Below are 21,182 nucleotides of genomic sequence, written 5' to 3' on the forward strand. Positions count from 1 at the left end.
GCTGATGTGATCTCGTTGGCCAAAGCTGAGTCTTGGTCTGCGTTGGGTTTTGGCCGCAGCCGTTCCATCAATCCTGTGAGGGTGCTGCCCAGGTTTGCGATAGAGGCTCCTAGTTGCTTGAGGCTGGTGGTCCATCGCTCCCGAGAAATCAGCCCTTGCTGATCATCCGCACTGAGTTGTTGCCAGCGGTTTTGGGCGACTTCTACCCCGAGTCTGCTCACGAGTAGTGCGCCACAGATCACTGCCAGCATTGGGGCCCCCTGCAAACGGTCGCTGCTGGTGATCAGCCCCAGCCCCAGCATGAACACCACAGCTCCCCACAGCCCGTCACGGGGGCGACTGAGTTCAGTGGCAAGCAGCGGTAGCAGGAGTACTGCCAGGCCGAACAGGAGAGAGAACTCCCCGAGGAGGGTGGCCAGCATCTTTGGTACAACGGTGTAGGCCCATTCTGGAGTGGTGTTTAGAGTTCAGTACGTGCCCATCTGGCGGAATTGGTAGACGCGCTGGTTTTAGGTACCAGTGGCTTAGGTCGTGGGGGTTCAAGTCCCCCGGTGGGCATCCTTTTTAAAGCCCTTGGTTTGATCAGGGGGTATGTTTCCATTTGATGACTCAGGTACTCTCCAACCCGGATCCTGTTGAGGCTGAAGCCAGCTCCAAGTCGGCCTCTCAACAGCTAACGGTGCCGAAGGAGTACCTCGATCCGCCTTCCCCTTGGAATCCCACTGTGGGATTGTTCCTGGGCGGTTATGGCTTGGCGGCTCTAACGATTTGGCAGTGGTGTTTTGGTGATTGGCCTTTACAAATTCTGGTGGCATTGGCGTTCTTCGCCTTGCATATGGAAGGCACTGTGATTCATGACGCTTGTCATAAGGCGGCTCATCCGAATCCTTGGATTAATCAGGCGATGGGTCATGGTTCAGCAATTTTGCTGGGCTTTAGTTTTCCTGTGTTCACAAGAGTGCACCTTCAGCATCACTCACATGTGAATGATCCCAACAATGATCCGGATCACATTGTTAGCACTTTTGGACCGCTTTGGTTGATTGCACCGCGGTTTTTCTATCATGAATATTTCTTCTTTCAACGACGTTTATGGCGTCGCTTTGAGCTGATGCAGTGGGGGCTTGAGCGCGGTTTGTTTGTTTCAATTGTGATCGCTGGTCTTCATTTTGACTTCATGAACTTTGTTTATAATTGTTGGTTTGGCCCTGCTTTAATGGTTGGGGTCACCCTGGGCCTTTTCTTTGACTATTTGCCCCATCGTCCCTTTACTGCACGGGACCGTTGGCATAACGCCAGAGTGTATCCAAGCAGGATGATGAATTGGTTAATTATGGGCCAGAATTATCATCTTGTTCATCATTTATGGCCGTCTATTCCCTGGTTTGAGTATAAGCCGGCCTACGAAGCAACAAAACCTCTATTGGATGCCAAGGGATCACCTCAGCGGCTCGGATTTTTTGAAAGTAGAGCCGATGGGTTTAATTTTCTCTATGACATCGTTTTGGGTGTCCGTAGCCACAAAGCACGTCGTAGCAAGATGCGTCCACTAGCAAAATTGATACCCAGCCGCCGCTGGCGGCGACGTTGGATTGGTTTGCTGCATCGCACTGCTGTCTTGCCAGAAACCAAGAAACGTTGATTATTCTGCCAAAATTTTTGGCACTCTGAAGAAGTCGCCTTCGCGTTGAGGAGCAAGATTGAGAAGTTCTTCGCGTACTGGTGTCGCAGACACCTCGTCAGTACGCGTCACATTCACTACTTCTACTGCTCGTGTGGTGGGTTTTACGTTCGTGGTATCAATTTCTTCAAGCTGGGCCACGTAAGCAAGGATTTTCTCTAGCTGCTCTGTATAGGTCGCGATCTGATCATCTGGCAGGTCTAGGCGAGCTAGCTGGGCCACTTTGCGTACGTCTTTGGCGGTGATCTTGCTCATGCTGCGGTAAGGAAGCTTGTTAGATCTTCGCTCAGCGCGGTAGCCGCTGTCTCTAGCAATGAGGCACCATGCTCTGGCTTAGCAAGGTAGGGGTTTGAGCCCATGCGGCCATCCGGATGCCGTCGGCGGAAATCCTCCGGGCCGTGGATCGGTCCTGCAGGGGCTGGCTCCGGTAGAGGTCGTTGTTTGCTGAGCAGACTGGGTTCTATGTGCAATGTGAGAGCAATTTCGCTGGGAGTGGCGTGCTGGCCTTCTTGATCGCCATATAACTCTCTGGCTGCGCGAAAGACAGAGCCCGCCATAAACCAGTTGGCCAGTTTGCATCGCAGTTTGGATGCCACGGGTAGGTCGTTGCTGATGGCGCTGCTGTAGGCCTGGGCAAAGGCGGCTTTAGTGGTGGCGATATTGCCGCCATGCCCGTTGATCACAAAGATCCGCTCGAAGCCATGGTTGGCAAGGGATATCACGAGATCGTGGATCAATGCGAGCAAAGTGGCGGGTTTTAAGCTCATCGTTCCGGCGAAACCGAGATGGTGTTCAGCCATCCCGAAGGCTTGGGTCGGTGTGACAAGCACCCCTGTGCGACGGCCGACTTCAAGAGCTACTGCTTCAGCGGTGAGTGCATCTGTGCCAATCGCGCCAGTGGGTCCATGTTGTTCGGTGGAGCCAAGTGGCAGGATCACGCCTTTGCAATGGTTCAGATAGTCGTCCACTTCTGGCCAGCTACGCAGGGCTAGGCGAATGGAGTCGACGCTGCTGACGGCGCCGGGCAGGGTGGAGGACATGATTGGGAGGGATGCTTTGACGAGGGATTATTGGGTGCTGCTGTTGAACCAATGGCTTTGTTGTTGCAGAACTTGGGTTCTGAACAACAGCATGGCGGCCACGCAAAAAAATGTGTAGCTCAATCAGAGAACGCTTTAGTTGCTGATGCTTTTCAAGCTGCCTGTAGGGCGTAAAAATCTTGGCTCAGTTGTTCAAGGAAGCGGATCGATCAGAGATTCAAGCTTTAGAGGAAGGTGTTGGCGATGTTAATCAACGGTAAGAGAGGGAATCAGAGCTTTCACCGCAGATTGTGAAGCCATGGAGTCTTTCGGCAGTTGATAGCTCACGAGCGTTTGCCATGATCGGGTTGTTTTTGTAAAGGCATTTTCTCTTGCAATGGTGATCAATTAGTTGTGGATTGGGATGGTTTGTTCCAGGCGTATTTCCCATACAGGAGTCTGTTGCGTGTGGTCTTAGCTGAATGTCAAGAGATAATATCTTTGAATCTAGTTCGGGTTTGTTCAGTAGTGGATTCAGACTTTGGGCTCATATTGTACATATGAATTTACTATCTATGGCCCAGTCTCTGAGCTTAGAAGGCTTACGCGAGAGGTTTTTTCGTTTACAATATTTACCATGCTCTTGACCTATCTTTCATCCTTGTTGGCCAAGAGTGTTTATACTTTTACTGTCATTGGTGCAATGATTCCCCTTCAATATGCACGAGCTGAAAATCTTACATTAAAACTAATTAACGGAGATGTGGTAAGTGGCGAGTACTTGCCCGAAGAAAGTAACAATAAGATCAAAGTCCTACTTAGCCCTTATTTTGGGCGCATTGAGGTCGATGCCTCTTTCATTAAACCAGAGTCCGCTCAATCTCTCTGGCTAAGCTCGGTTGACGTAGGCATTGATGGATCGAATACGGGAGATGATTTGTCATTTGGCTATTCTCTTTCGGCTTCCACTCGTTTCAAGGGAACGGATCATGAGTTTAATGCTTCGGCGAGCTTTGACTTTGATAAGAGTGTAGATGCTGAGAGTGTGTCAACGATTGATACCAATCAAGGCGCATTATCTATTCGCTATGACAGGATTTTATCTTCTCCTAAGTGGAGTGCATATGCTTCCACGGATTATACTTACAATGCTCTCAATGATGTTGGTGTTAACACGAATGTTTTTTCAATTGGTTTTGGTTATAAGGTTTTGGACAATAAGAAATTATCTTTAAGAGTCTCTTTGGGCCCGTCTCTGATCTGGTTTGATGGTGGCTTTGGTTGCAGCACAGGCAATTACGTTTCGGATGGAATTACATTGGAAAAATACTGCGGTGAGATCATTCCATCTGGAACAATCGGTGCTGCCATAGAATGGGATGTGAATGAGAAATTTCGCCTGTCAATTAAAGATCAATTGACAGGATCATTCGTCAATGGCATGGCGGCAGGAAATGATTTGAGTGGTACGCTAAAGTTTTTCCCTTCAAAAGACTCTAAATTTTATATGTCTTTAGTGGCTCGGCTAATTTATAGTGCTCTTCATACACCTGATGTTGATAACACATTTAATTTTAAGCTTGGCACAGAGTTTTAAGTCTCCTAGAAGAAATAGAAGTACAAGCAAACGTGTTTCGCAAGGTCGACAACAGCTTCCCTTTGCGTTTGATTTTAGGCTCAATCAAACCCTAGAAAAGTGGAACCAGGTAGCGGTTGCATTTAGACGAGCTAACGGTATCAGTGATGGCGATTGAGAGCGAAGTGTTTGATAGATGTGGAGAGTAAGTCAATGTATCTGTAGAGGGGAGAATTTTCGACTTTGCTGCACCTGGAATTTTTTACTAGCCTTCGATTGCTGTTTTTAGTGGTTAAAAGGTTTAATAGCCTTAAGTGTAATCTGGAGTTCTTTGATTACATTCCATTGTGCTCCCGCGAATCGCCGTAGATCATCCCTTGTAATTTCTCCAGTAGCTTCTTTGTGAAGCCAGTAATTGTCGTATACTTGCACCCCGTTGACAATTTCAAAGTCAACGTTCATGTCGTAGGCAATCATAGAGTAATTGGCCTTTCTTTTTATCCATTCGTCGTTTTGCGCTTTTGACATCATGTTGAATGTTAGGGGTGTAAATGCCCTGACATGAGTTGGGTCGCTCCAGAATGTGTCGTGCCTGAAGTGCGGGACGTGGATTTCAATGGTTCCCTCGTTTTTTGTTATTCTGTACAACTCTTGCATTATCAATTTAAATTCGTCATAGTCTTGCCCAACGTGCTCCAAGACGTGCTTTAGAAGGATGTGATCAAACTCGTCGTCTTCGAAGCGCCATGGCGTTTCTTTGATGTTCATGAGTATGTCTGGTTTGCACTCTTCGAAGTTGTCGGCGTTGACGTAGTCGTCTCGGCGGTCAAATCCGCATCCCAGGTTTAATTTTTTCATTAGGTTGTGTTTTGGCTGATCCACTCTGGTCAACCTTGGCTGTCTGGTTTTGGAGTACGTGCCTCTTTGTCTTTGGGGTATTTAACTGCGATTGTTTGGATAATAATGATGGAAGCCTTCCAGGGTCTTTGCCAGTTGCTTAAGTTTTTCTTGTATTAACCTTGGCTGTTGATGTCATTTATCTTCACCCAAATCACTCCAATAGCCACCGAGCCCATCGCCAAGGATTTCCCGGCACTTTCAAGGTCTTTCTTCTATCGTCCTGCAGAAGTTGTTGGACCTGAATTGATTGGCTGTTTATTAGTGAAACGCCAAGCCTCAGGTGAGTTGCTCTGGGGCGTGATTGTTGAAACGGAGGCGTATTCGCAAGAGGAGCCCGCCTGCCACGGTTGTCGGCGTAGGTCAGCCAGTAACGAAACGCTGTTTGGTGAGCCTGGTCGTTTTTACGTGTATGTGAGCTATGGCATTCACCACTGCGTCAATGTGGTCACCGATCGTGCCGAATGGGCCAATGGTGTTTTGTTGAGGGCGATTGCACTTCCGGATGAACCGGAACGCGTCGCGGCGGGGCCAGCTTTATTGGCGCGTCGTTTTGGTTTGGACCGCTCCGATGACAGAGCAGCCGTCACAGGAGAGAATGACGTGTGGCTGGCACCTAGGCCGGCTGCTTTCGGTACGCCAACGCTTGTGAGCACAACCAGGATCGGTATCTCTCAAGGACAAGATCTTCCTTGGCGTTGGTATCTCAAGAACTGTCGCAGCATTAGTCGCCGTGCCAAGGGAGATCGCACGCCGCCTTTGCAACAAGCCTGGACTCCTGTTGCCAGTGATGGCCAATGAGCGGCTGGTCCCATCGACACATCCTTGATCTGGCCAGCTTCTCCCTTGAGGATTACACCTCTGTTCTGGAGCTAGCGCATCGCTTCCGCTCCATGCCTGTCACGGGTGCGCGCAAGTTGCCGGCGTTGCAGGGGCGTTTGGTGGCAACGTTGTTTTTTGAGCCCAGTACGCGCACCCGAAGCAGCTTTGAGTTGGCGGCCCGTCGTCTTTCGGCTGATGTGCAGAGTTTCACTCCAGCCAGCAGTTCACTTAGCAAGGGAGAGACTTTGCTTGATACAGCTCGCACCTATGTGGCGATGGGGGCTGATGTGCTGGTGGTGCGTCATAGCTCGACCAGCGTTCCCGAACAACTTGCTTGTGCTTTAGATCGTTCAGGCGAACGCACTGCCGTCCTCAATGGTGGCGATGGTCTGCATAGCCATCCCAGCCAGGGATTGCTTGATCTCTACACTCTCGCCCATCATTTTGATCCGGATCAGCCTCTGCCTGAAGCCATACAAGGCCGAAGGATCGTGATCGTTGGAGACGTCCTTCATTCACGTGTGGCGCGATCCAATCTTTGGGCACTTACTGCCTGCGGTGCAGATGTTGTGTTGTGCGGCCCGCCGAGCCTTGTGCCTCAAGATTTTGTCGCTTTTGTCGAGGCACCACCTCCTGGTCAATCACATGACCCTGTTCAACATCGTGGTTGTGTGGAGGTGGTGCGAACCCTTGAGGAGGCTTTGCCTGGTGCGGATGCGGTGATGACTTTGAGGTTGCAGAAGGAAAGGATGCATCAGTATTTGCTTACTGATCTAAACCGCTTTCATCGTGATTATGGGCTCACCCACGAGCGCCTGAAGTTATGCGGTAAACCTGTACCTCTGCTCCATCCTGGGCCTGTGAACAGAGGGGTTGAGTTGGGTGGATCATTACTGGATGATCACTCCATCAGTCTTGTCGAAGAGCAGGTGCGCAATGGCATCCCAATCCGCATGGCCTTGCTTTATTTGATGGCAGCTGTTGATTCTTACCCAGATCCTTCCTTAGAAGCCATCGGCTGAGGAGCTATTCCTGAGATCTGAGTGCTGTAGTACTTCATGGCGGCTTGTAGTGCTGCGTCCGGTGCCGCGATTGAGGGGCCTAAACCAGGCAGCATTGGGAAATGAGCATCAGGGGCATCAATGTCGATGTGCTGGCTGGGCATTCCCGTGAGCAGCATCGATGAGCGTTGTTGAGACACCACGGCGACTAACCACTTAAAAAGCAGAGTGATGCGGTTCTCCGGGTTGGGCATGAAGGCCAAGTGGGCAAGAGCCCAGCACATCCAGCCAATCCCTCCTGAGAATTTGAAGCCACGCAGATCTGCCACCGCTGCCACACGATCAAGAATCGCCATGCTGCCGAAATCAAACCAGTTGAATGTTGGCCGGGATGACCCGCTCACTAGTGCAGCGATATCTTTGCCCACAAATCCGCCGGCTTGGGTGGCTGGGCCGGCCATGCCAGGTAGGGGTGTCTGATTGGTTGTGTGCCGATAGGAGCAGAGGTCTCCAACGACTCGGATTTCGGGATGGCCGGCAACGGAGAAGTCTGGTTCCACAACGATTCGCCCCCCCTTGTCGAGTTCACAACTGATCGAGTCGGCCAAATTGCGGCCAAGGTGCGAAGGACGCACGCCAGCAGTCCAGATCACGGTTGCGGCCTGAAGACACTGCTCCCCATTCGGGGTGCTAATCATTACCTCGCCGGGTTGCATGGACTGCACCCTGCCTTTGAAAATCATTTCTACACCGAGTGATTCGAGAGTCGTGCGGGCTGATTTCGACAACATTTCAGGCATGGCGCGCAGCACCCTTTCGCCAGGATCAACCAAGTAGATCTTGGTTTGGTCCGGATTGAGTTGTTTGAATTCACGGCGCATGGCATTGCGCATTAACTCAGATACGGCTCCTGCCATCTCACAGCCAGTGGGCCCTGCACCCACAATCACGACGCTCTGTAGGAATTGACGGGCGTTGGGGTCGGGCGTCTGTTCGGCCTGCTCCATCGCCATCAGGAGTCGGCGCCGGATTTCTTCGGCGTGCTCAAGGATTTTCATCGGTGGAGCAAAGCTGCGCCATTCCTCATGCCCGAAGTAGGTGCTGCCAGAGCCGGTGGCGAGCACGAGGTAGTCGTAACTCAAGCTTTTGTTATTGAAAACGATCTGTTTGTCTTGCGGATTGAGCTGGGTGACTTCACCGAGCAGAACTTGCACATTGAATTGCCTGCCAACCAATTGGCGTAGGGGGGTGGCCACATCTCCTTTGGAGACAAGGCCTGTAGCGACTTGGTAGAGGAGGGGTTGGAAGAGGTTGAAATTTCTTTTGTCGATCAGAGTGACGCGCACCTCTGTATTGGCGAGAGCTTTGCAAGCACGCACTCCTGCAAACCCACCACCAATAATCACAACATGGGGCGCACGGCGTAGGCGTTCTTCTGGTGGCTCTAATTCGAGGAAGAAGTGCTCTTTGCCCATGCTCCCTCTGATGATGGTTTTGCTTGAAGGATATGGAGCCTGTTGGTAATTTCCTTTGAGGTCATGCTTCTTACTTAGATCACAACAACTTGAAGCCTTCTAGGAGCAGACCGTAAAGCAGACCAATCCTTGCCATGTCTAATAATTGGCGTGCCAGAGCGGCCCGCTTGGGAGCAGGCCATTGGCGCCGTAATCGCACCATCAATTCCCAAATCACGACAGTGAGAAGAGCTCCGATGGGGTCCATGAGGTCTAAAGCGCCACTGATCGTTCCAACCGAGCTGCCTAACAGAAAAGTTATTAATAAAACGATCACAAACAATGAGCTTCTCCGCCATGGGTTCACAGCCCAGAATTCCAGGCGCTCTCCTGCTTGACCAACACTGCGTTGAAAGCGAGTGAACTGAAGCTGTTGGGGCATAAGAAAAAACTGGCAGGGTTGGATTGAGTTGAACCCCCATCACCCAGCCTGGAATCCTGCCAGACCCTTTTGCAAAACTTGTAGCGTATGTGTCTTCATTCTCTCCAATAGTTAGTGGATTTGAATGAAAAAGCTTGCTAGGCAGGGTTTGGCAATTGATCTGGGCGATTAACTAGCTTCGGCTTTGGCTTTACGCGATGACTTGCCTTCGAGTAGCTCAAGCAGAGCTTCCATTTGTGCCATGACTCCACGCACCTCGCCTGCTTCGGGGAGAAGGCCATCTTCCATGACTCCTTGATGCATTTCACGTAGCTCTTGGCGGATGTAGCGAAGATGACTCACCACCTGTTCACGTTTTGACTGCGACATTGAGGACCAGATCCTTCTTCACTCTCTTTTAACGCATGGACTGTCAAAGAGTGCTGGTGTTCGCATGTCAGATTTCCTGCAAGGGCAATTAAGGCAAATGTGAGTAGGGCTGAAGGACGTGTGATCACGGTCATCGTGACAAGACCTGCCAGTCCAATCAGGATCTGATGTTTGTGCTTACGGATACTTCGAAGAGGAAACTCCATGGCCTTAAGACTTGCCTAAGCGGATTTGCATCTGACAAGCCTCTCTATAGCATCGATCTCGTTGAGACCTGAATGGAGAATAGGGGATTCGAACCCCTGACCTCTGCGGTGCGATCACAGCGCTCTACCAACTGAGCTAATTCCCCAGCGGCAGGAACCTAGCGTCCAGGCAGAATGGAGCTGCGCCTTGCTTGAGCAAACTCCATGCAGAACTCCAAGGTGCTTTCCATTGATATTGCTGGTGCGATTACTCCAGAACGTCTTGAGGCCTTTGATGATGAGGCAACTGCGGTACTTGCTAGGCGTCTTGAAGATGACGATTACCCCACGCCCTTTGCCGGGTTGGGCGATTGGCATCTATTGAGGGCTTTGGCGATTCATCGCCCTGAGCTGACAGCTCCATATGTGCATCTGATCGATCAGGAACCCTTCGATGAAGATTGAGGCGGCACGCCCTCTTATGGGTCGCCGTCTGCTTGTAGCAGTCACTGGCAGTATCGCGGCTGTTAAAACACCATTGCTGGTGAGTGCTCTGATCAAGGCCGGTGCTGAGGTGCGCTGTCTTGTGACTCCTAGTGCTGCTCGTCTAGTCAGCCCTGTTGCTCTGGCCAGTCTTAGTAGGCATCGCTGCTACCAGGATGAGGATCAATGGAATTCGAGTGAACCTCGTCCTTTACATGTGGCCCTGGCTGAATGGGCTGAGCTTGTCATTGTCGCTCCTTTAAGTGCAACGAGTCTTGCCCGCTGGACTCAGGGGCTTGCAGAGGGGCTTCTGGCAAGTTTGTTGCTGGCTTGTGAACGGCCGGTACTTGCAGCGGCAGCAATGAACACTGCCATGTGGTCCAACCCTGCCGTGAGGAGGAACTGGCAAGAGTTGCAGACTGATCCACGCGTGCTGCCATTGGCACCTGAATCTGGGCTGCTGGCCTGTGATCGGATTGGGGATGGCCGCATGGCCGATCCGAAGTTGATTGAGCTGGCTGTGGTGAGTGGGCTTTTGCAGGCTGATGAGACAGGCAGGCTGCAACGCGATTGGCAAGGGCGAAGGTTGTTGGTTACCGCTGGATCGACAGTGGAGGTTTTGGATCCAGCCAGGCTGTTGATCAATCGCAGCAGCGGCCGTATGGGGGTGTTGCTGGCGCAGGCAGCTCGGCTACGCGGTGCCCAGGTGGATTTGGTGCATGGTCCTTTGAAACTACCTGTTGCTTGGTTGGAGGGGTTGGCGGCCTATCCAGTGACAAGCGCAGATGAGATGCAGGACATGCTGGCGCAGCTGCAGTCCAAAGCAGATGCAGTGGCAATGGCGGCGGCGGTTGCGGACGTCCGTCGGGTTAACCGTGCCCAGACTGAGAAACTTTCGAAGGATTGCTTGCTTCAGTCTTTTTCTCAGGGCTGGGAGCAAGTCCCTGACCTTCTAGCTGAGCTCGTTTTAAGGCGACCAGTTGGTCAGGTTCTGCTTGGTTTTGCTGCACTAACTGGTAATGAAGATCAGATTCAGCAGCTTGGTGAGGAAAAACGTCTTCGCAAAGGCTGTGATCTGCTTATGGCGAATCCGATTGATCGCCCTGGTCAGGGTTTTGAGGAGGATTTCAATGGTGGTTGGTTGCTTGCTGCCGGTGGCAGAGTCCGTTCTTTACCTGTTACGTCCAAGCTGGCATTGGCGCATCAGTTGCTTGATGCCATTTTGGAGGTTCAGGTCGTGATTTCGACGCCATCTTGACCCAGTAGATCGATGAAAGTTCGCAGTTGCAGCCTTGGGATATATGGCCAGCCTCCGTTTTTTCCATGGTCTGAAGCAGGGTGTAAAGGTCTTGACGGTCTTCCGGCAAGCTTTGGCGAAAGGGACCTTCCTGGATATCGCGATGGATCGTTTCAATCTTCCGCAGTAATGCCAGCAGGGTCTCTGCCTGTTTGAGCTCATCGGCCACCTCTCGTAGTTCAGCTATCAGTGGGGCTATACGGCCTTTTATGGCGTCTTCGCTGTGGGTGGTTACTGAGCTCGGTAAGCGACGGGTTGTTGAGAGGTACAAGAAGCTAGCCATAACACCTATTTGTGCCCTGTAGGATCCAAACGATCATTTTGGGCGGTTCATCCCGCAGTTATCTGGCCTTTCGGCTTCTTCCCATGCTGTTTCGTCCTTTGCTGGCCCTGGTGCTGGCTTTCTGTCTCACCTTTGTAGCTGCCCCAAGCAGTGTCTCCGCCGCAATCACAGATGGCGCGGGCAATAGCGATTTCGTTGTTGGCAATGAACGCTCTAATGCACGTTTTGGCAACATCGTTAATACCGGTAGAGCAAACGATTGCCCAACCATCGCCGCGGGTTCAAGTGGATCCATCAGCATTGGCTCTGGCGATACTCTCAGCGACATTTGCTTGCAACCGACTGAGGTGCTTGTGAAGGTTGCTCCTACAAAGCGCAAAAAAGCTGATTTCGCTAAAACAAAGATCATCAGCCCATCCAATAACACCACCATTGAGCAGGTTTTCGGAGACATTTCTGGTTCTGGCGCCTTTGCTGAAAAGGGTGGTATTGACTTTCAATTAATTACCGTCCTCGCTCCTAACGGTGAGGAAGTGCCTTTTGTCTTCTCAGCTAAAGACATGCAGGTGGATTCAAACAGTTCTTCAATCTCTGTTGGTACTGAGTTCAAAGGCACAACAAGGACACCGAGCTATCGCACCAGCAACTTCCTTGATCCCAAAAGTCGCGCTTTGACTACAGGTGTTGACTATGCACAAGGCCTCGTTGCATTGGGGGGTGATGACAAGGAGCTCCAGACTGAAAACGTGAAGCGCTATATCGATGGCAAGGGTCAAATCACCCTCTCTGTCGATAGTGTTGACGCTGGTTCTAATGAATTTGCTGGCACCTTCGTCGCATTACAGACTGCTGATACAGACATGGGTTCTAAGGAAGCTCGTGATCTCAAGATCTCTGGAGTCCTCTATGGCCGTAAGGGCTGATTAGAAGACTTCTCATCGTTTCTAATCCTAATTAACTGAAGATTTTTCAAGGGGGCCTATGGGCCCCTTTTTTTTGACCATGCTTTAGTTGCGTCTGGTCTTAGCTGATCAAAACCAGCCGTCTGGGAGAATCTCCCGGCATCCCCAGGCTTGTCATGATTGCCAGTCCCTCTGCATCTGCCCAGTCTCCAGGCGTGATCGCCCCCTATGGAGGGAAACTGGTGGATTTGATGGTGGCTCCTGATCAGCAGGAAGCTGTCAAGGCCAGTGCCAGCCATGTGTTGGAGTGTTCAGATCGCAATGCTTGCGATCTGGAGTTGCTTGTCGGTGGAGGCTTTTCGCCTGAGCGGGGCTTTATGCACCAGGGAGATTACGACGCTGTTGTTGCAGGCCATCGCACTCTTTCCGGCTATCTTTTCGGCTTGCCAATCGTGATGGATACCGATCGAGAGGATGTAGCGATCGGTGATCGGGTGTTGCTGAGTTACAAGGGTCAGGATTTGGCAGTTCTCCAAGTCGAGGACAAATGGGAGCCCGACAAGGTGGTGGAAGCCAAAGGTTGCTATGGCACCACCTCTCTAGAACATCCCGCTGTGCGCATGATTGCCACTGAACGCAAGCGCTTTTATCTCGGGGGCACTTTGCAGGGTTTGGAGTTGCCCAAGCGTATTTTCCCTTGCAAGAGCCCTGCTCAGGTTCGGGCGGAACTTCCTGCCGGGGAGGACGTTGTTGCCTTTCAGTGTCGCAATCCCATTCATCGTGCTCACTACGAGTTGTTTACGCGAGCTTTGCATGCCAGCAATGTGAGCGAGAACGCTGTTGTGCTAGTTCATCCCACCTGTGGACCAACTCAGCAGGATGATATCCCTGGCGGTGTACGTTTTCAGACCTATGAGCGGTTGGCTGCTGAGGTAGATAATCCCCGCATTCGCTGGGCCTATCTTCCCTATGCCATGCATATGGCAGGTCCGCGCGAAGCCCTGCAACACATGATTATTCGCCGCAATTATGGATGTACCCATTTCATCATTGGTCGTGACATGGCCGGATGTAAGTCTTCCCTTAGCGGCGATGACTTCTATGGCCCTTACGACGCGCAGAACTTTGCACAGGAATGTGCAGTAGAGCTGGCAATGGAAACGGTCCCCTCGTTGAATCTTGTTTTCACTGAAGAGGAGGGCTACGTCACTGCCGAGCATGCCGAGGCTCGTGGATTACATGTCAAGAAGCTCAGCGGTACGCAGTTTCGCAAGATGTTGAGAAGTGGCGAGGAGATCCCTGAGTGGTTTGCCTTCCGTAGCGTGGTTGAGGTGCTGAGAGCCACGTGATTCCCTGAGCCCGAATAACATTCTTTCATTACAGGCAGGAGAATCTTGGATAAACGCTGGCGCAACGTAGGCCTTTACGTTCTTCTGGTGGTCGTGGTGGTCGTGGTCGGAACGGCTTTCCTCGGCAAACCTGGCACGACTGAGCGGGAGACTCTCCGCTACAGCGAATTTGTTGAAGCAGTTCAGGACAACCAAGTGAGTCGTGTGCTGATCTCCCCAGACCAGGCCACCGCTCAGGTTGTTGAAAGCGATGGTCGACGCGCGGATGTCAACCTTGCCCCTGACAAGGACCTTTTGAAGCTGTTAACGGATCACAACGTTGATATTGCTGTTCAACCAACCCGTCAGGCAGGTGCTTGGCAACAGGCCGCCGGAAGTTTGATTTTCCCCTTGTTGTTATTGGGTGGACTTTTCTTTCTCTTCCGACGTTCTCAGAGTGGGGGCGGCGGTGGCAACCCTGCCATGAATTTTGGCAAGAGCAAGGCCAGAGTTCAGATGGAGCCGTCCACTCAGGTCACCTTTAGTGATGTTGCTGGGATCGAAGGGGCAAAGCTTGAACTGACCGAAGTCGTTGACTTTCTCAAAAACCCTGATCGATTTACTGCTGTTGGCGCAAAAATCCCCAAAGGTGTTCTGCTGGTAGGCCCTCCTGGAACTGGCAAAACATTGCTTGCCAAAGCAGTGGCTGGGGAAGCTGCGGTGCCGTTCTTCTCGATTTCAGGCTCGGAGTTTGTCGAGATGTTTGTTGGGGTTGGTGCCAGTCGAGTCCGTGACCTATTTGAGCAGGCCAAGAAGAACGCTCCTTGCATTGTTTTCATTGATGAAATTGATGCGGTGGGTCGGCAGCGGGGCGCTGGCCTTGGAGGTGGCAACGATGAGCGTGAGCAGACTCTTAACCAGCTGCTTACTGAAATGGATGGTTTCGAGGGCAATACCGGCATCATTATCGTGGCGGCCACCAATCGGCCTGATGTGCTCGATTCGGCGTTGATGCGCCCTGGTCGCTTTGACCGACAGGTTGTGGTGGAGCGCCCTGATTACACCGGTCGCCTGCAGATCCTCAATGTGCATGCCCGCGATAAGACCCTGTCCAAGGATGTTGATCTCGACAAAGTGGCACGGCGCACACCAGGCTTTACAGGGGCTGATCTTGCCAACTTGCTCAATGAAGCGGCAATCCTCGCAGCTCGGAGGGAGCTCACAGAAGTGAGCAATGACGAGATTAGCGACGCCATTGAGCGGGTCATGGTTGGTCCTGAGAAGAAGGATCGTGTCATGAGTGAACGGCGTAAGCAACTGGTTGCTTATCACGAGTCTGGTCATGCCCTGGTAGGAGCGCTTATGCCTGATTACGACTCAGTGCAGAAGATTTCCATCATTCCTCGTGGTCAGGCTGGTGGTCTCACATTCTTCACCCCGAGTGAGGAGCGGATGGAGTCGGGTCTCTATTCCAGGGCTTATTTGCAAAACCAGATGGCTGTTGCTCTTGGTGGTCGAGTTGCAGAAGAAATCGTCTATGGCGAAGACGAGGTGACCACTGGTGCCTCCAATGACCTTCAACAGGTCGCTCAGGTCGCCAGGCAGATGGTGACGAGGTTCGGGATGAGTGACAAGCTTGGTCCGGTCGCTTTGGGGCGGTCTCAGGGAGGGATGTTTCTTGGTCGTGACATCGCCTCTGAACGCGATTTCTCTGAAGACACGGCAGCGATTATCGATGCGGAGGTCTCTGATCTGGTTGATGTGGCTTACAAGCGTGCCACTAAAGTATTGATCGAAAATCGTTCAGTTCTTGATGAGTTAGCGGATTTGCTTGTCGAGAAGGAAACTGTTGATGCTCAAGATTTGCAGGACTTGCTGATCCGACGCGATGTCAGGGTTGCCGAATACGTCTGAGCGCTCCGGTGATTGTCTCTGGCTTGATAGGCAAGAGGTCTTGATAGCCTCACTACGAGCCCAGCCTTTGGTTGTGGTATTGCGTAGCGAGTACGACCATCTTGAGGGATCTAGCTACAGAGCTTCTTTGTTTGCAGTTTTCGAGCAGCTGCATCTTCTCGGAGTTCGGCATGTGGAGCTGGCCTGGTCTCCTCATCCTGGTTGGATGTCTTTGATGAGGGAGGTGCAGGAGTGCTTTGCAGGGCTCTGCCTGGGAGCAGCATCTATTAGCTGTCCAGAAGCCTTGCAGTCTGTGGCAGAGCTAGGCCTTGCTTATGCCATGACTGCATATTGGGATGCCGACCTTCATCAGAAGGCGCGGGAAATGCATCAGGTCCTTGTGCCTGGGGTTTTCACTCCCACTGAAATCAAGCAGGCTTACCGTTCTGGATGCCGGCTCGTTAAGTTGTTCCCTGCATCAGTTTTGGGGGTTGATTACTGGCGTCAGTTGGCTGGACCAATGGACTCTTTGCCCTTTGTGATTGCCGCTGGTGGGCTTACGGTTCAAGACTTCGTCCCCTGGCTTAATGCGGGGTATGACGCTGTTGCTCTTGGGCGTGATTTGGTTCAAAAGGGGCAGCTTGACCATGCATTGAAGGCTTGTTTGAAGCCTCCGGTAACGACAGGCTAACTTCGACTATTTGTTGACATTCGATTGAGATGCTACATATAAGATAGCTATTTATTCTTCAATGTCTCAGCTAACCATCAGGCTTAGCGTTAAAGCCGATGCTCTTATTGCACAGCTTCAGAAGGAGATCTTTAATCGTCGCCGTAAGAAGGTCAGCGCAGCTGGAGTGGTTGAAACCTTGGTCGAAAGCGGTGCCAAGTCTCAGTCGGACAAGCGCTTTGCGACTTCCTGGACCAATTTGATCAAGGACATCGAAAAGGCTGCCAAGCTCGCCAATACCCATGGCAGCAAGCCTTCAAATCTCACTGCTGATGAGTGGGCCATGGTGTTGACTCATCGCAGTCGTGGTTCAGGTAAATCAACGAGTAAGACTCCTGCAAAGAAAGCCTCTGCTGCTAAAGCCCCCGCAAGGAAGGCTTCGACTACCAAAGCCCCTGCGAAGAAAGCCTCTGCTGCCAAAGCCCCTGCAAAGAAAGCCTCTGCTGCCAAAGCCCCCGCAAGGAAGGCTTCGACTACCAAAGCCCCTGCGAAGAAAGCCTCTGCTGCCAAAGCCCCTGCGAAGAAAGCCTCTGCTGTTAAAGCCCCTGCGAAGAAAGCCTCTGCTGCCAAAGCCCCTGCAAAGAAAGCCTCTGCTGTTAAAGCCCCCGCGAAGAAAACCTCTGCTGCTAAGGCCTCCGCGAAGAAGTCTTCCAGCACATCAGTTGGGACGTCGCGACCAGCTCGCCGTGCACGCAAAGCTAGTGGGAGCAAAAGTATTGTTGCCTCCACGTCTGTAGCAAAACGCATGGCGAAGGCCGCTGGTCGTCTCGGGACCTCTGTCGTTAGCTCGGCGGTTGGGGCCAACGGTAGCGTTCCATTAGCGCTCAAATGAGCACTTGATGTTTGGAGGTGACTGGCTGATCTAGTGCCTCCGTTTCGTCTTTTAAGGCCTCGGGCGAATGGGTAACAACCAACGGTTTTGCCAGTCGTACTAAGAGGCCTTCTTAATTGTCGAGCCAGTGGTTTGGCAGTGGCGATCCCGCTGGTGATTAAGGCAATTCTGCTGTGGCGATCATGGCTCCATGGCTCGTGAATTAGCAGCATCACGAGGGAAGAGCGCCATTGGCAGCGCATGCTTTAACTATTTGTCGATGATGATCTAGTAGTAGGACCTTGTGAAGGGGGGAACCATTGCTTGGTCTAGGTAGGCTCAGATTTGCTTTACCAGAGACTGCACTGTCCTTGTTGGCGTAAGAGGTGATCAGCGAGTACAAGGGACACCATGGCTTCAACTATCGGTACGGCCCTAGGTAGCACGCAGGGATCATGACGACCTTTGGCAGACAGTGTCGTGGTGTTGCCATCAGCGTCAATTGTTTGTTGATCTTTACGGATGGTTGCTGTTGGCTTGAACGCCACTCGGATTACGATCGATTCACCGTTAGTGATCCCTCCCTGGATGCCACCAGAGTTGTTGGTGGCTGTTCGTAGGCGACCATCATTGCTGGGGAGGAAAGCGTCGTTGTGCTCGCTGCCTTTTAGCAGGGTGCCGCCAAAACCCGAGCCGATCTCAAAGCCCTTGCTGGCAGGTAGTGACATCACGGCCTTGGCGAGGTCTGCCTCAAGCTTGTCGAACACAGGCATCCCCAGACCCATTGGGGCATTGCGGACAACACACTCGATCACACCACCGCATGAGTCGCCTTCACGGCTGATGGCTTCAATACGCTCCACCATTTGCGCTGCCATGACTTGGTTCGGGCAACGCACGATGTTTGCTTCGACGTCATCAATGCTGACGTCCTGGGCATTGATTTCGGCTTCCAGGGTGTGAATGCGTTTGACCCATGCCAGTACTTCGGTGTTATGGGCTTTGGTCAGTAATTGCTTGGCAATCGCTCCAGCGGCTACCCGCGCAATCGTCTCTCTTGCGGAGGCTCGTCCTCCACCGCTTCGAGCTTGAATGCCGTACTTCGCCTGATAGGTGGCATCGGCATGGGAAGGCCGAAATGCAACATTCATCTCCTTGTAGTCGCCAGGCTTGTGATCCTTGTTGCGCACCACCATGGCGATTGGTGTTCCAAGGGTTGTGTTGTTGAGCAGACCGCTGAGGATTTCGACTTGATCTTCTTCCTTGCGGGGTGTACTGATCTTGCTTTGGCCAGGTTTGCGTCGATCTAGCTCGGCCTGAATCTTCTGTAGGTCAAGCTCAAGCCTTGGTGGGCAGCCTTCCACGATGACTCCCACGCCCCCTCCATGAGATTCACCGAAGGTGCTGATTCGGAATAGATCCCCAAAGCTGCTGCCCATCAAGAACTCATTCTTATTAGAGAGTAATTAGTCGCTGCGCAGCGGGGAGCTTGCTTTGCTCATCTTCAATTGATGCGGGGAGTTTCAGAGACAACGGCTTGACTGCTTAGCGCTTGGGAGAAGCGCAGTCATTGTTAGCGTCGCTTTCAGCTTGAACAATCGCTGAGATCCTGCGCTCTTGACCAATGGGTTCCGCTTCATCCTTTGAGGTTTCTAGAGGATTTTCCTCGCAGGTAGAGGAGCGTGTGCTGCTGGTGAGGTTGCCCTGCAATCCCATCTTTCCAATTGGGCCGATTTACCTGGCCGATCACCTGCACAAGTGTTTCCCGGATCTCCCTCAACGGATTTTGGATTTGGCTGCTTTGCCTGTGCTGGATGTTGAACGGGTGTTGTTGGCCACGATTGATCAGTTTCTCCCCACCCTGCTGGTTTTTTCTTGGAGAGATATCCAGATCTATGCACCGGTAGATGGCCGTACTGGCAATCCACTGCAGCACTCCTTTGAGGTGTTTTATGCAAGCAATCCTTTGCGACGCCTCCGGGGCGCCTTCGGTGGATTGTTGTTGATGAAAAGCCATTACGGAGAGCTCTGGCGCAATCAGCGACTTGTGCGACATGGGCTGCGAGCAGCTCGTCGCCATGTCAGCCATGCCCGGGCTGTTTTGGGTGGTGGTGCAGTGAGTGTGTTCTATGAGCAACTTGGCCGCTCTTTGCCGAAGGGCACCATCGTGTCGGTGGGGGAAGGAGAGCTCCTGTTGGAGAATTTGCTGCGCGGCGTTTCCCTGAATGATCAACGCTGTTTTGTGGTGGGTGAGCCAGTGCGAGCTGGTCTGATTCATGAGCAGCCTGAAAGGCGTCCTAAAACCGCCTGCGATTACGACTACATCTCATCGATATGGCCTCAGTTGAATTGGTACCTAGAGGGTGGTGACTTCTACGTCGGTGTACAGACCAAGCGGGGCTGTCCCCACAATTGTTGCTATTGCGTTTACACCGTTGTGGAGGGGAAACAAGTACGGCTCAATCCTGTCAAAGAGGTGGTGGCGGAGATGCGCCAGCTTTATGACCGTGGCGTACGTGGCTTTTGGTTCACTGATGCACAGTTCATCCCCGCCCGCCGATACATTGAGGATGCCAAAAATCTTCTGACGGCGATCCAGGCCGAAGGGCTCAATGGAATTCGTTGGGCCGCCTACATCCGTGCCGACAACCTTGATGCCGAGCTTGCGGAGTTGATGGTCGTAACCGGCATGAGTTACTTCGAGATTGGCATTACCTCAGGGTCTCAGGAGCTCGTGCGCAAGATGCGCATGGGGTACAACCTGCGAACTGTGCTTGAGAACTGTCGGCTGTTAGTCCGCGCTGGCTTCCGCCAAAACGTGTCGGTGAACTACTCCTTCAACGTGATTGACGAAAGACCGGAAACGATTCGTCAATCCATCGCCTATCACCGCGAGCTGGAACGGATTTTCGGGCCCGACAAGGTGGAGCCTGCCATCTTCTTCATTGGCCTCCAACCTCACACCCATTTGGAGCAGTACGGCTTTGAACAGGGTTTGATTCAGCCCGGCTACAACCCCATGAGCATGATGCCCTGGACGGCTAGGAAGCTGCTCTGGAACCCTGAACCGATGGGAAGCATTTTCGGGAGAATCTGTCTCGAGGCTTTTGAGACTGAGCCTGGCAATTTCGGACGTACCGTGATGGCCTTGCTTGAGCGGGATTACGGGGTGGCGCCTTTGGAGGAGGCTCTACGGGCTCCAGTGATGGGGCGGGCGGCCTTGGCTAATGCCGTGAGCTGATAGACGAGTAAGGAAGCCATCGCCAGGATGCCGACCACTCCACCGAGGGGGTTGTCAGCTGGCCCGGTGAGCCAAACCGGCGACTGAGGGGAAAATTGGATGAGGCCGGATTGGAGGGCAAACCAGCCACCCACCAAACCTCCGTGCAGTCCTACACATCCCCAGAGGGAACCATGGTCGAGGCGCCTGCGAATGGCCAGCACCAGGCCCAGTAGGAACAGCCCGCTCAGCAGGCCGAGCATTGGCCAGATTCCAATGTTAAAGCGTGTGTGCACCAGGCTGAAAATCAGGGCTTGAATGGGCAGTGCCAGCTGTGCTCCGATCAGTAGCTTGAGCTCTCCCCAGAGCCATCCGCGGAATAGCAGCTCTTCCAGCAAGCCCACGACGAGGCAGAGCAGAATGGCATTGAGCTGTTTATCGGCGTTGAGATCCCCTAGCCAGTAGCCCCAATGGCCGCTGATCGTGATCACGCTGATTAGCAGCAGCAGGGCCCCTGCCCCGGCCAATCCGAGGAGCAGGGGTTTCACAAGGGTGTTGCCAAGGTCTGCACCAGTGATGCCCAAGCTGCGCCATGGATGTTGGCTGATCCAGCGGGCCCTAACCCAGCCAGGCAGTAGCACTAGAAACAGCAGTGCACTGCAGAGGGTTCCCAGCAGGCCGCGCCATTGGAGCGGCAGCCCTGGCAGGAACAGAACCGTCGGTTGCATGATCAGCCAGCCCAACCCGTAGAGCAGGGGGATCAGGGTCACTGTCGGCAACCAGCGCCAT

Annotated in this window: 21 protein-coding genes, 2 tRNA genes and 1 pseudogene; 12 read left to right on the forward strand and 12 right to left on the reverse strand. The window is 52.5% G+C overall.

Going from position 1 to position 21,182, the window contains the following annotated elements; genetic code table 11:
- The first annotated feature begins 476 nt into the window (after nucleotides 1-476).
- Together SIB68_RS11095 and crtR are read left to right on the forward strand one after the other, a co-directional pair.
- Nucleotides 477-558, forward strand: a tRNA-Leu gene (locus SIB68_RS11095).
- A gap of 46 nt (nucleotides 559-604) precedes the next feature.
- Nucleotides 605-1,642 carry a beta-carotene hydroxylase gene (crtR, locus tag SIB68_RS11100; RefSeq protein ID WP_063400860.1) on the forward strand — a complete coding sequence of 346 codons (1,038 nt, stop codon included), beginning with the start codon at nucleotides 605-607 and terminating at the stop codon, nucleotides 1,640-1,642.
- Here the strand turns inward: crtR and gatC are convergent, their stop codons facing one another.
- Both gatC and SIB68_RS11110 read right to left on the reverse strand, forming a co-directional pair.
- Nucleotides 1,643-1,936 (reverse strand): Asp-tRNA(Asn)/Glu-tRNA(Gln) amidotransferase subunit GatC, encoded by a 294-nt coding sequence (gene gatC, locus SIB68_RS11105; protein WP_011827016.1) that lies wholly within the window; start codon nucleotides 1,934-1,936, stop codon nucleotides 1,643-1,645.
- Nucleotides 1,933-2,721: a creatininase family protein gene (locus SIB68_RS11110; protein WP_063400859.1), complete on the reverse strand. Its 789-nt coding sequence runs from the start codon at nucleotides 2,719-2,721 to the stop codon at nucleotides 1,933-1,935. Before SIB68_RS11110 ends, gatC begins: the two co-directional genes overlap by 4 nt.
- A gap of 643 nt (nucleotides 2,722-3,364) precedes the next feature.
- Between SIB68_RS11110 and SIB68_RS11115 the strand changes: the two genes are divergently transcribed.
- A complete protein-coding gene (locus tag SIB68_RS11115) occupies nucleotides 3,365-4,297 on the forward strand; it encodes a DUF481 domain-containing protein (RefSeq protein ID WP_236069077.1) in 933 nt (310 codons plus the stop codon).
- A gap of 264 nt (nucleotides 4,298-4,561) precedes the next feature.
- Here SIB68_RS11115 and SIB68_RS11120 read toward each other — a convergent pair whose 3' ends face one another.
- Nucleotides 4,562-5,158, reverse strand: coding sequence for a class I SAM-dependent methyltransferase (locus tag SIB68_RS11120; RefSeq protein ID WP_155724984.1), 597 nt, complete (start codon nucleotides 5,156-5,158; stop codon nucleotides 4,562-4,564).
- Nucleotides 5,159-5,305: 147 nt separating this feature from the next.
- On the opposite strand from SIB68_RS11120, the gene SIB68_RS11125 reads away from it, so the two are divergent.
- Both SIB68_RS11125 and SIB68_RS11130 read left to right on the forward strand, forming a co-directional pair.
- Nucleotides 5,306-5,974 (forward strand): DNA-3-methyladenine glycosylase, encoded by a 669-nt coding sequence (locus SIB68_RS11125; RefSeq protein WP_063400856.1) that lies wholly within the window; start codon nucleotides 5,306-5,308, stop codon nucleotides 5,972-5,974.
- Entirely contained in the window at nucleotides 5,971-7,017 is a 1,047-nt protein-coding gene (locus SIB68_RS11130; protein WP_063400855.1) for an aspartate carbamoyltransferase catalytic subunit, read from the forward strand. The genes SIB68_RS11125 and SIB68_RS11130 overlap by 4 nt, the downstream gene beginning before the upstream one ends.
- Here the strand turns inward: SIB68_RS11130 and SIB68_RS11135 are convergent.
- From SIB68_RS11135 to SIB68_RS11150, 4 genes are all read right to left on the reverse strand, one after another.
- Entirely contained in the window at nucleotides 6,984-8,471 is a 1,488-nt protein-coding gene (locus tag SIB68_RS11135) for an NAD(P)/FAD-dependent oxidoreductase (protein WP_063400854.1), read from the reverse strand. The genes SIB68_RS11130 and SIB68_RS11135 overlap by 34 nt on opposite strands.
- Nucleotides 8,472-8,550: 79 nt before the next feature.
- Nucleotides 8,551-8,892, reverse strand: coding sequence for a DUF565 domain-containing protein (locus SIB68_RS11140; protein WP_063400853.1), 342 nt, complete (start codon nucleotides 8,890-8,892; stop codon nucleotides 8,551-8,553).
- Nucleotides 8,893-9,060: 168 nt separating this feature from the next.
- Nucleotides 9,061-9,261, reverse strand: a complete 201-nt coding sequence (locus SIB68_RS11145) for a hypothetical protein (protein WP_011131171.1) — start codon at nucleotides 9,259-9,261, stop codon at nucleotides 9,061-9,063.
- A gap of 279 nt (nucleotides 9,262-9,540) precedes the next feature.
- A tRNA-Ala gene (locus SIB68_RS11150) sits at nucleotides 9,541-9,613 on the reverse strand.
- A 58-nt stretch (nucleotides 9,614-9,671) separates the two neighbouring features.
- Here SIB68_RS11150 and SIB68_RS11155 point away from each other — a divergent pair.
- Both SIB68_RS11155 and coaBC read left to right on the forward strand, forming a co-directional pair.
- Complete coding sequence (locus SIB68_RS11155) at nucleotides 9,672-9,911, forward strand: DUF2555 domain-containing protein (RefSeq protein WP_063400852.1); 240 nt, start codon at nucleotides 9,672-9,674, stop codon at nucleotides 9,909-9,911.
- Nucleotides 9,901-11,187: a bifunctional phosphopantothenoylcysteine decarboxylase/phosphopantothenate--cysteine ligase CoaBC gene (gene coaBC / locus SIB68_RS11160; protein WP_063400851.1), complete on the forward strand. Its 1,287-nt coding sequence runs from the start codon at nucleotides 9,901-9,903 to the stop codon at nucleotides 11,185-11,187. Before SIB68_RS11155 ends, coaBC begins: the two co-directional genes overlap by 11 nt.
- Here the strand turns inward: coaBC and SIB68_RS11165 are convergent.
- Nucleotides 11,160-11,509 (reverse strand): annotated as a pseudogene (locus SIB68_RS11165) (hypothetical protein). The gene coaBC and the pseudogene SIB68_RS11165 sit on opposite strands and share 28 nt — an antisense overlap.
- Before the next feature lie 83 nt (nucleotides 11,510-11,592).
- Between SIB68_RS11165 and SIB68_RS11170 the strand changes: the two are divergent.
- The 4 genes from SIB68_RS11170 (at nucleotide 11,593) to SIB68_RS11185 (ending at nucleotide 16,323) form a co-directional block, all read left to right on the forward strand.
- Nucleotides 11,593-12,432 (forward strand): photosystem II manganese-stabilizing polypeptide, encoded by an 840-nt coding sequence (locus SIB68_RS11170; RefSeq protein ID WP_063401130.1) that lies wholly within the window; start codon nucleotides 11,593-11,595, stop codon nucleotides 12,430-12,432.
- A gap of 155 nt (nucleotides 12,433-12,587) precedes the next feature.
- Nucleotides 12,588-13,760: a sulfate adenylyltransferase gene (sat, locus tag SIB68_RS11175; RefSeq protein WP_063400850.1), complete on the forward strand. Its 1,173-nt coding sequence runs from the start codon at nucleotides 12,588-12,590 to the stop codon at nucleotides 13,758-13,760.
- A 45-nt stretch (nucleotides 13,761-13,805) separates the two neighbouring features.
- Nucleotides 13,806-15,653 carry an ATP-dependent zinc metalloprotease FtsH3 gene (ftsH3, locus tag SIB68_RS11180; RefSeq protein ID WP_063400849.1) on the forward strand — a complete coding sequence of 616 codons (1,848 nt, stop codon included), beginning with the start codon at nucleotides 13,806-13,808 and terminating at the stop codon, nucleotides 15,651-15,653.
- Nucleotides 15,628-16,323, forward strand: a complete 696-nt coding sequence (locus SIB68_RS11185; RefSeq protein ID WP_081215542.1) for a bifunctional 4-hydroxy-2-oxoglutarate aldolase/2-dehydro-3-deoxy-phosphogluconate aldolase — start codon at nucleotides 15,628-15,630, stop codon at nucleotides 16,321-16,323. The genes ftsH3 and SIB68_RS11185 overlap by 26 nt, the downstream gene beginning before the upstream one ends.
- Nucleotides 16,324-16,393: 70 nt before the next feature.
- On the opposite strand, the gene SIB68_RS11190 is transcribed toward SIB68_RS11185, so the two are convergent.
- The 3 genes from SIB68_RS11190 to aroC all read right to left on the reverse strand — a co-directional run bounded on the left by SIB68_RS11190 (nucleotide 16,394) and on the right by aroC (nucleotide 18,612).
- The gene (locus SIB68_RS11190) at nucleotides 16,394-16,606 is read right to left on the reverse strand and encodes a hypothetical protein (protein WP_063400848.1); all 213 of its coding nucleotides are present in this window, start codon (nucleotides 16,604-16,606) and stop codon (nucleotides 16,394-16,396) included.
- A 50-nt stretch (nucleotides 16,607-16,656) separates the two neighbouring features.
- Complete coding sequence (locus SIB68_RS11195) at nucleotides 16,657-17,436, reverse strand: hypothetical protein (RefSeq protein WP_063400847.1); 780 nt, start codon at nucleotides 17,434-17,436, stop codon at nucleotides 16,657-16,659.
- Nucleotides 17,437-17,523: 87 nt separating this feature from the next.
- Nucleotides 17,524-18,612: a chorismate synthase gene (aroC, locus tag SIB68_RS11200; protein ID WP_011131162.1), complete on the reverse strand. Its 1,089-nt coding sequence runs from the start codon at nucleotides 18,610-18,612 to the stop codon at nucleotides 17,524-17,526.
- 185 nt (nucleotides 18,613-18,797) lie between these two features.
- On the opposite strand from aroC, the gene SIB68_RS11205 reads away from it, so the two are divergent.
- Complete coding sequence (locus SIB68_RS11205; protein WP_063400846.1) at nucleotides 18,798-20,414, forward strand: photosystem II high light acclimation radical SAM protein; 1,617 nt, start codon at nucleotides 18,798-18,800, stop codon at nucleotides 20,412-20,414.
- Here the strand turns inward: SIB68_RS11205 and SIB68_RS11210 are convergent.
- The gene (locus SIB68_RS11210) at nucleotides 20,336-21,121 is read right to left on the reverse strand and encodes a type II CAAX prenyl endopeptidase Rce1 family protein (protein ID WP_063401128.1); all 786 of its coding nucleotides are present in this window, start codon (nucleotides 21,119-21,121) and stop codon (nucleotides 20,336-20,338) included. The genes SIB68_RS11205 and SIB68_RS11210 overlap by 79 nt on opposite strands.
- Nucleotides 21,122-21,182 lie beyond the last annotated feature (61 nt).

The sequence above is a fragment of the Prochlorococcus sp. MIT 1323 genome, from assembly GCF_047304905.1.
Taxonomy (GTDB): Bacteria; Cyanobacteriota; Cyanobacteriia; order PCC-6307; family Cyanobiaceae; genus Prochlorococcus; species Prochlorococcus marinus_D.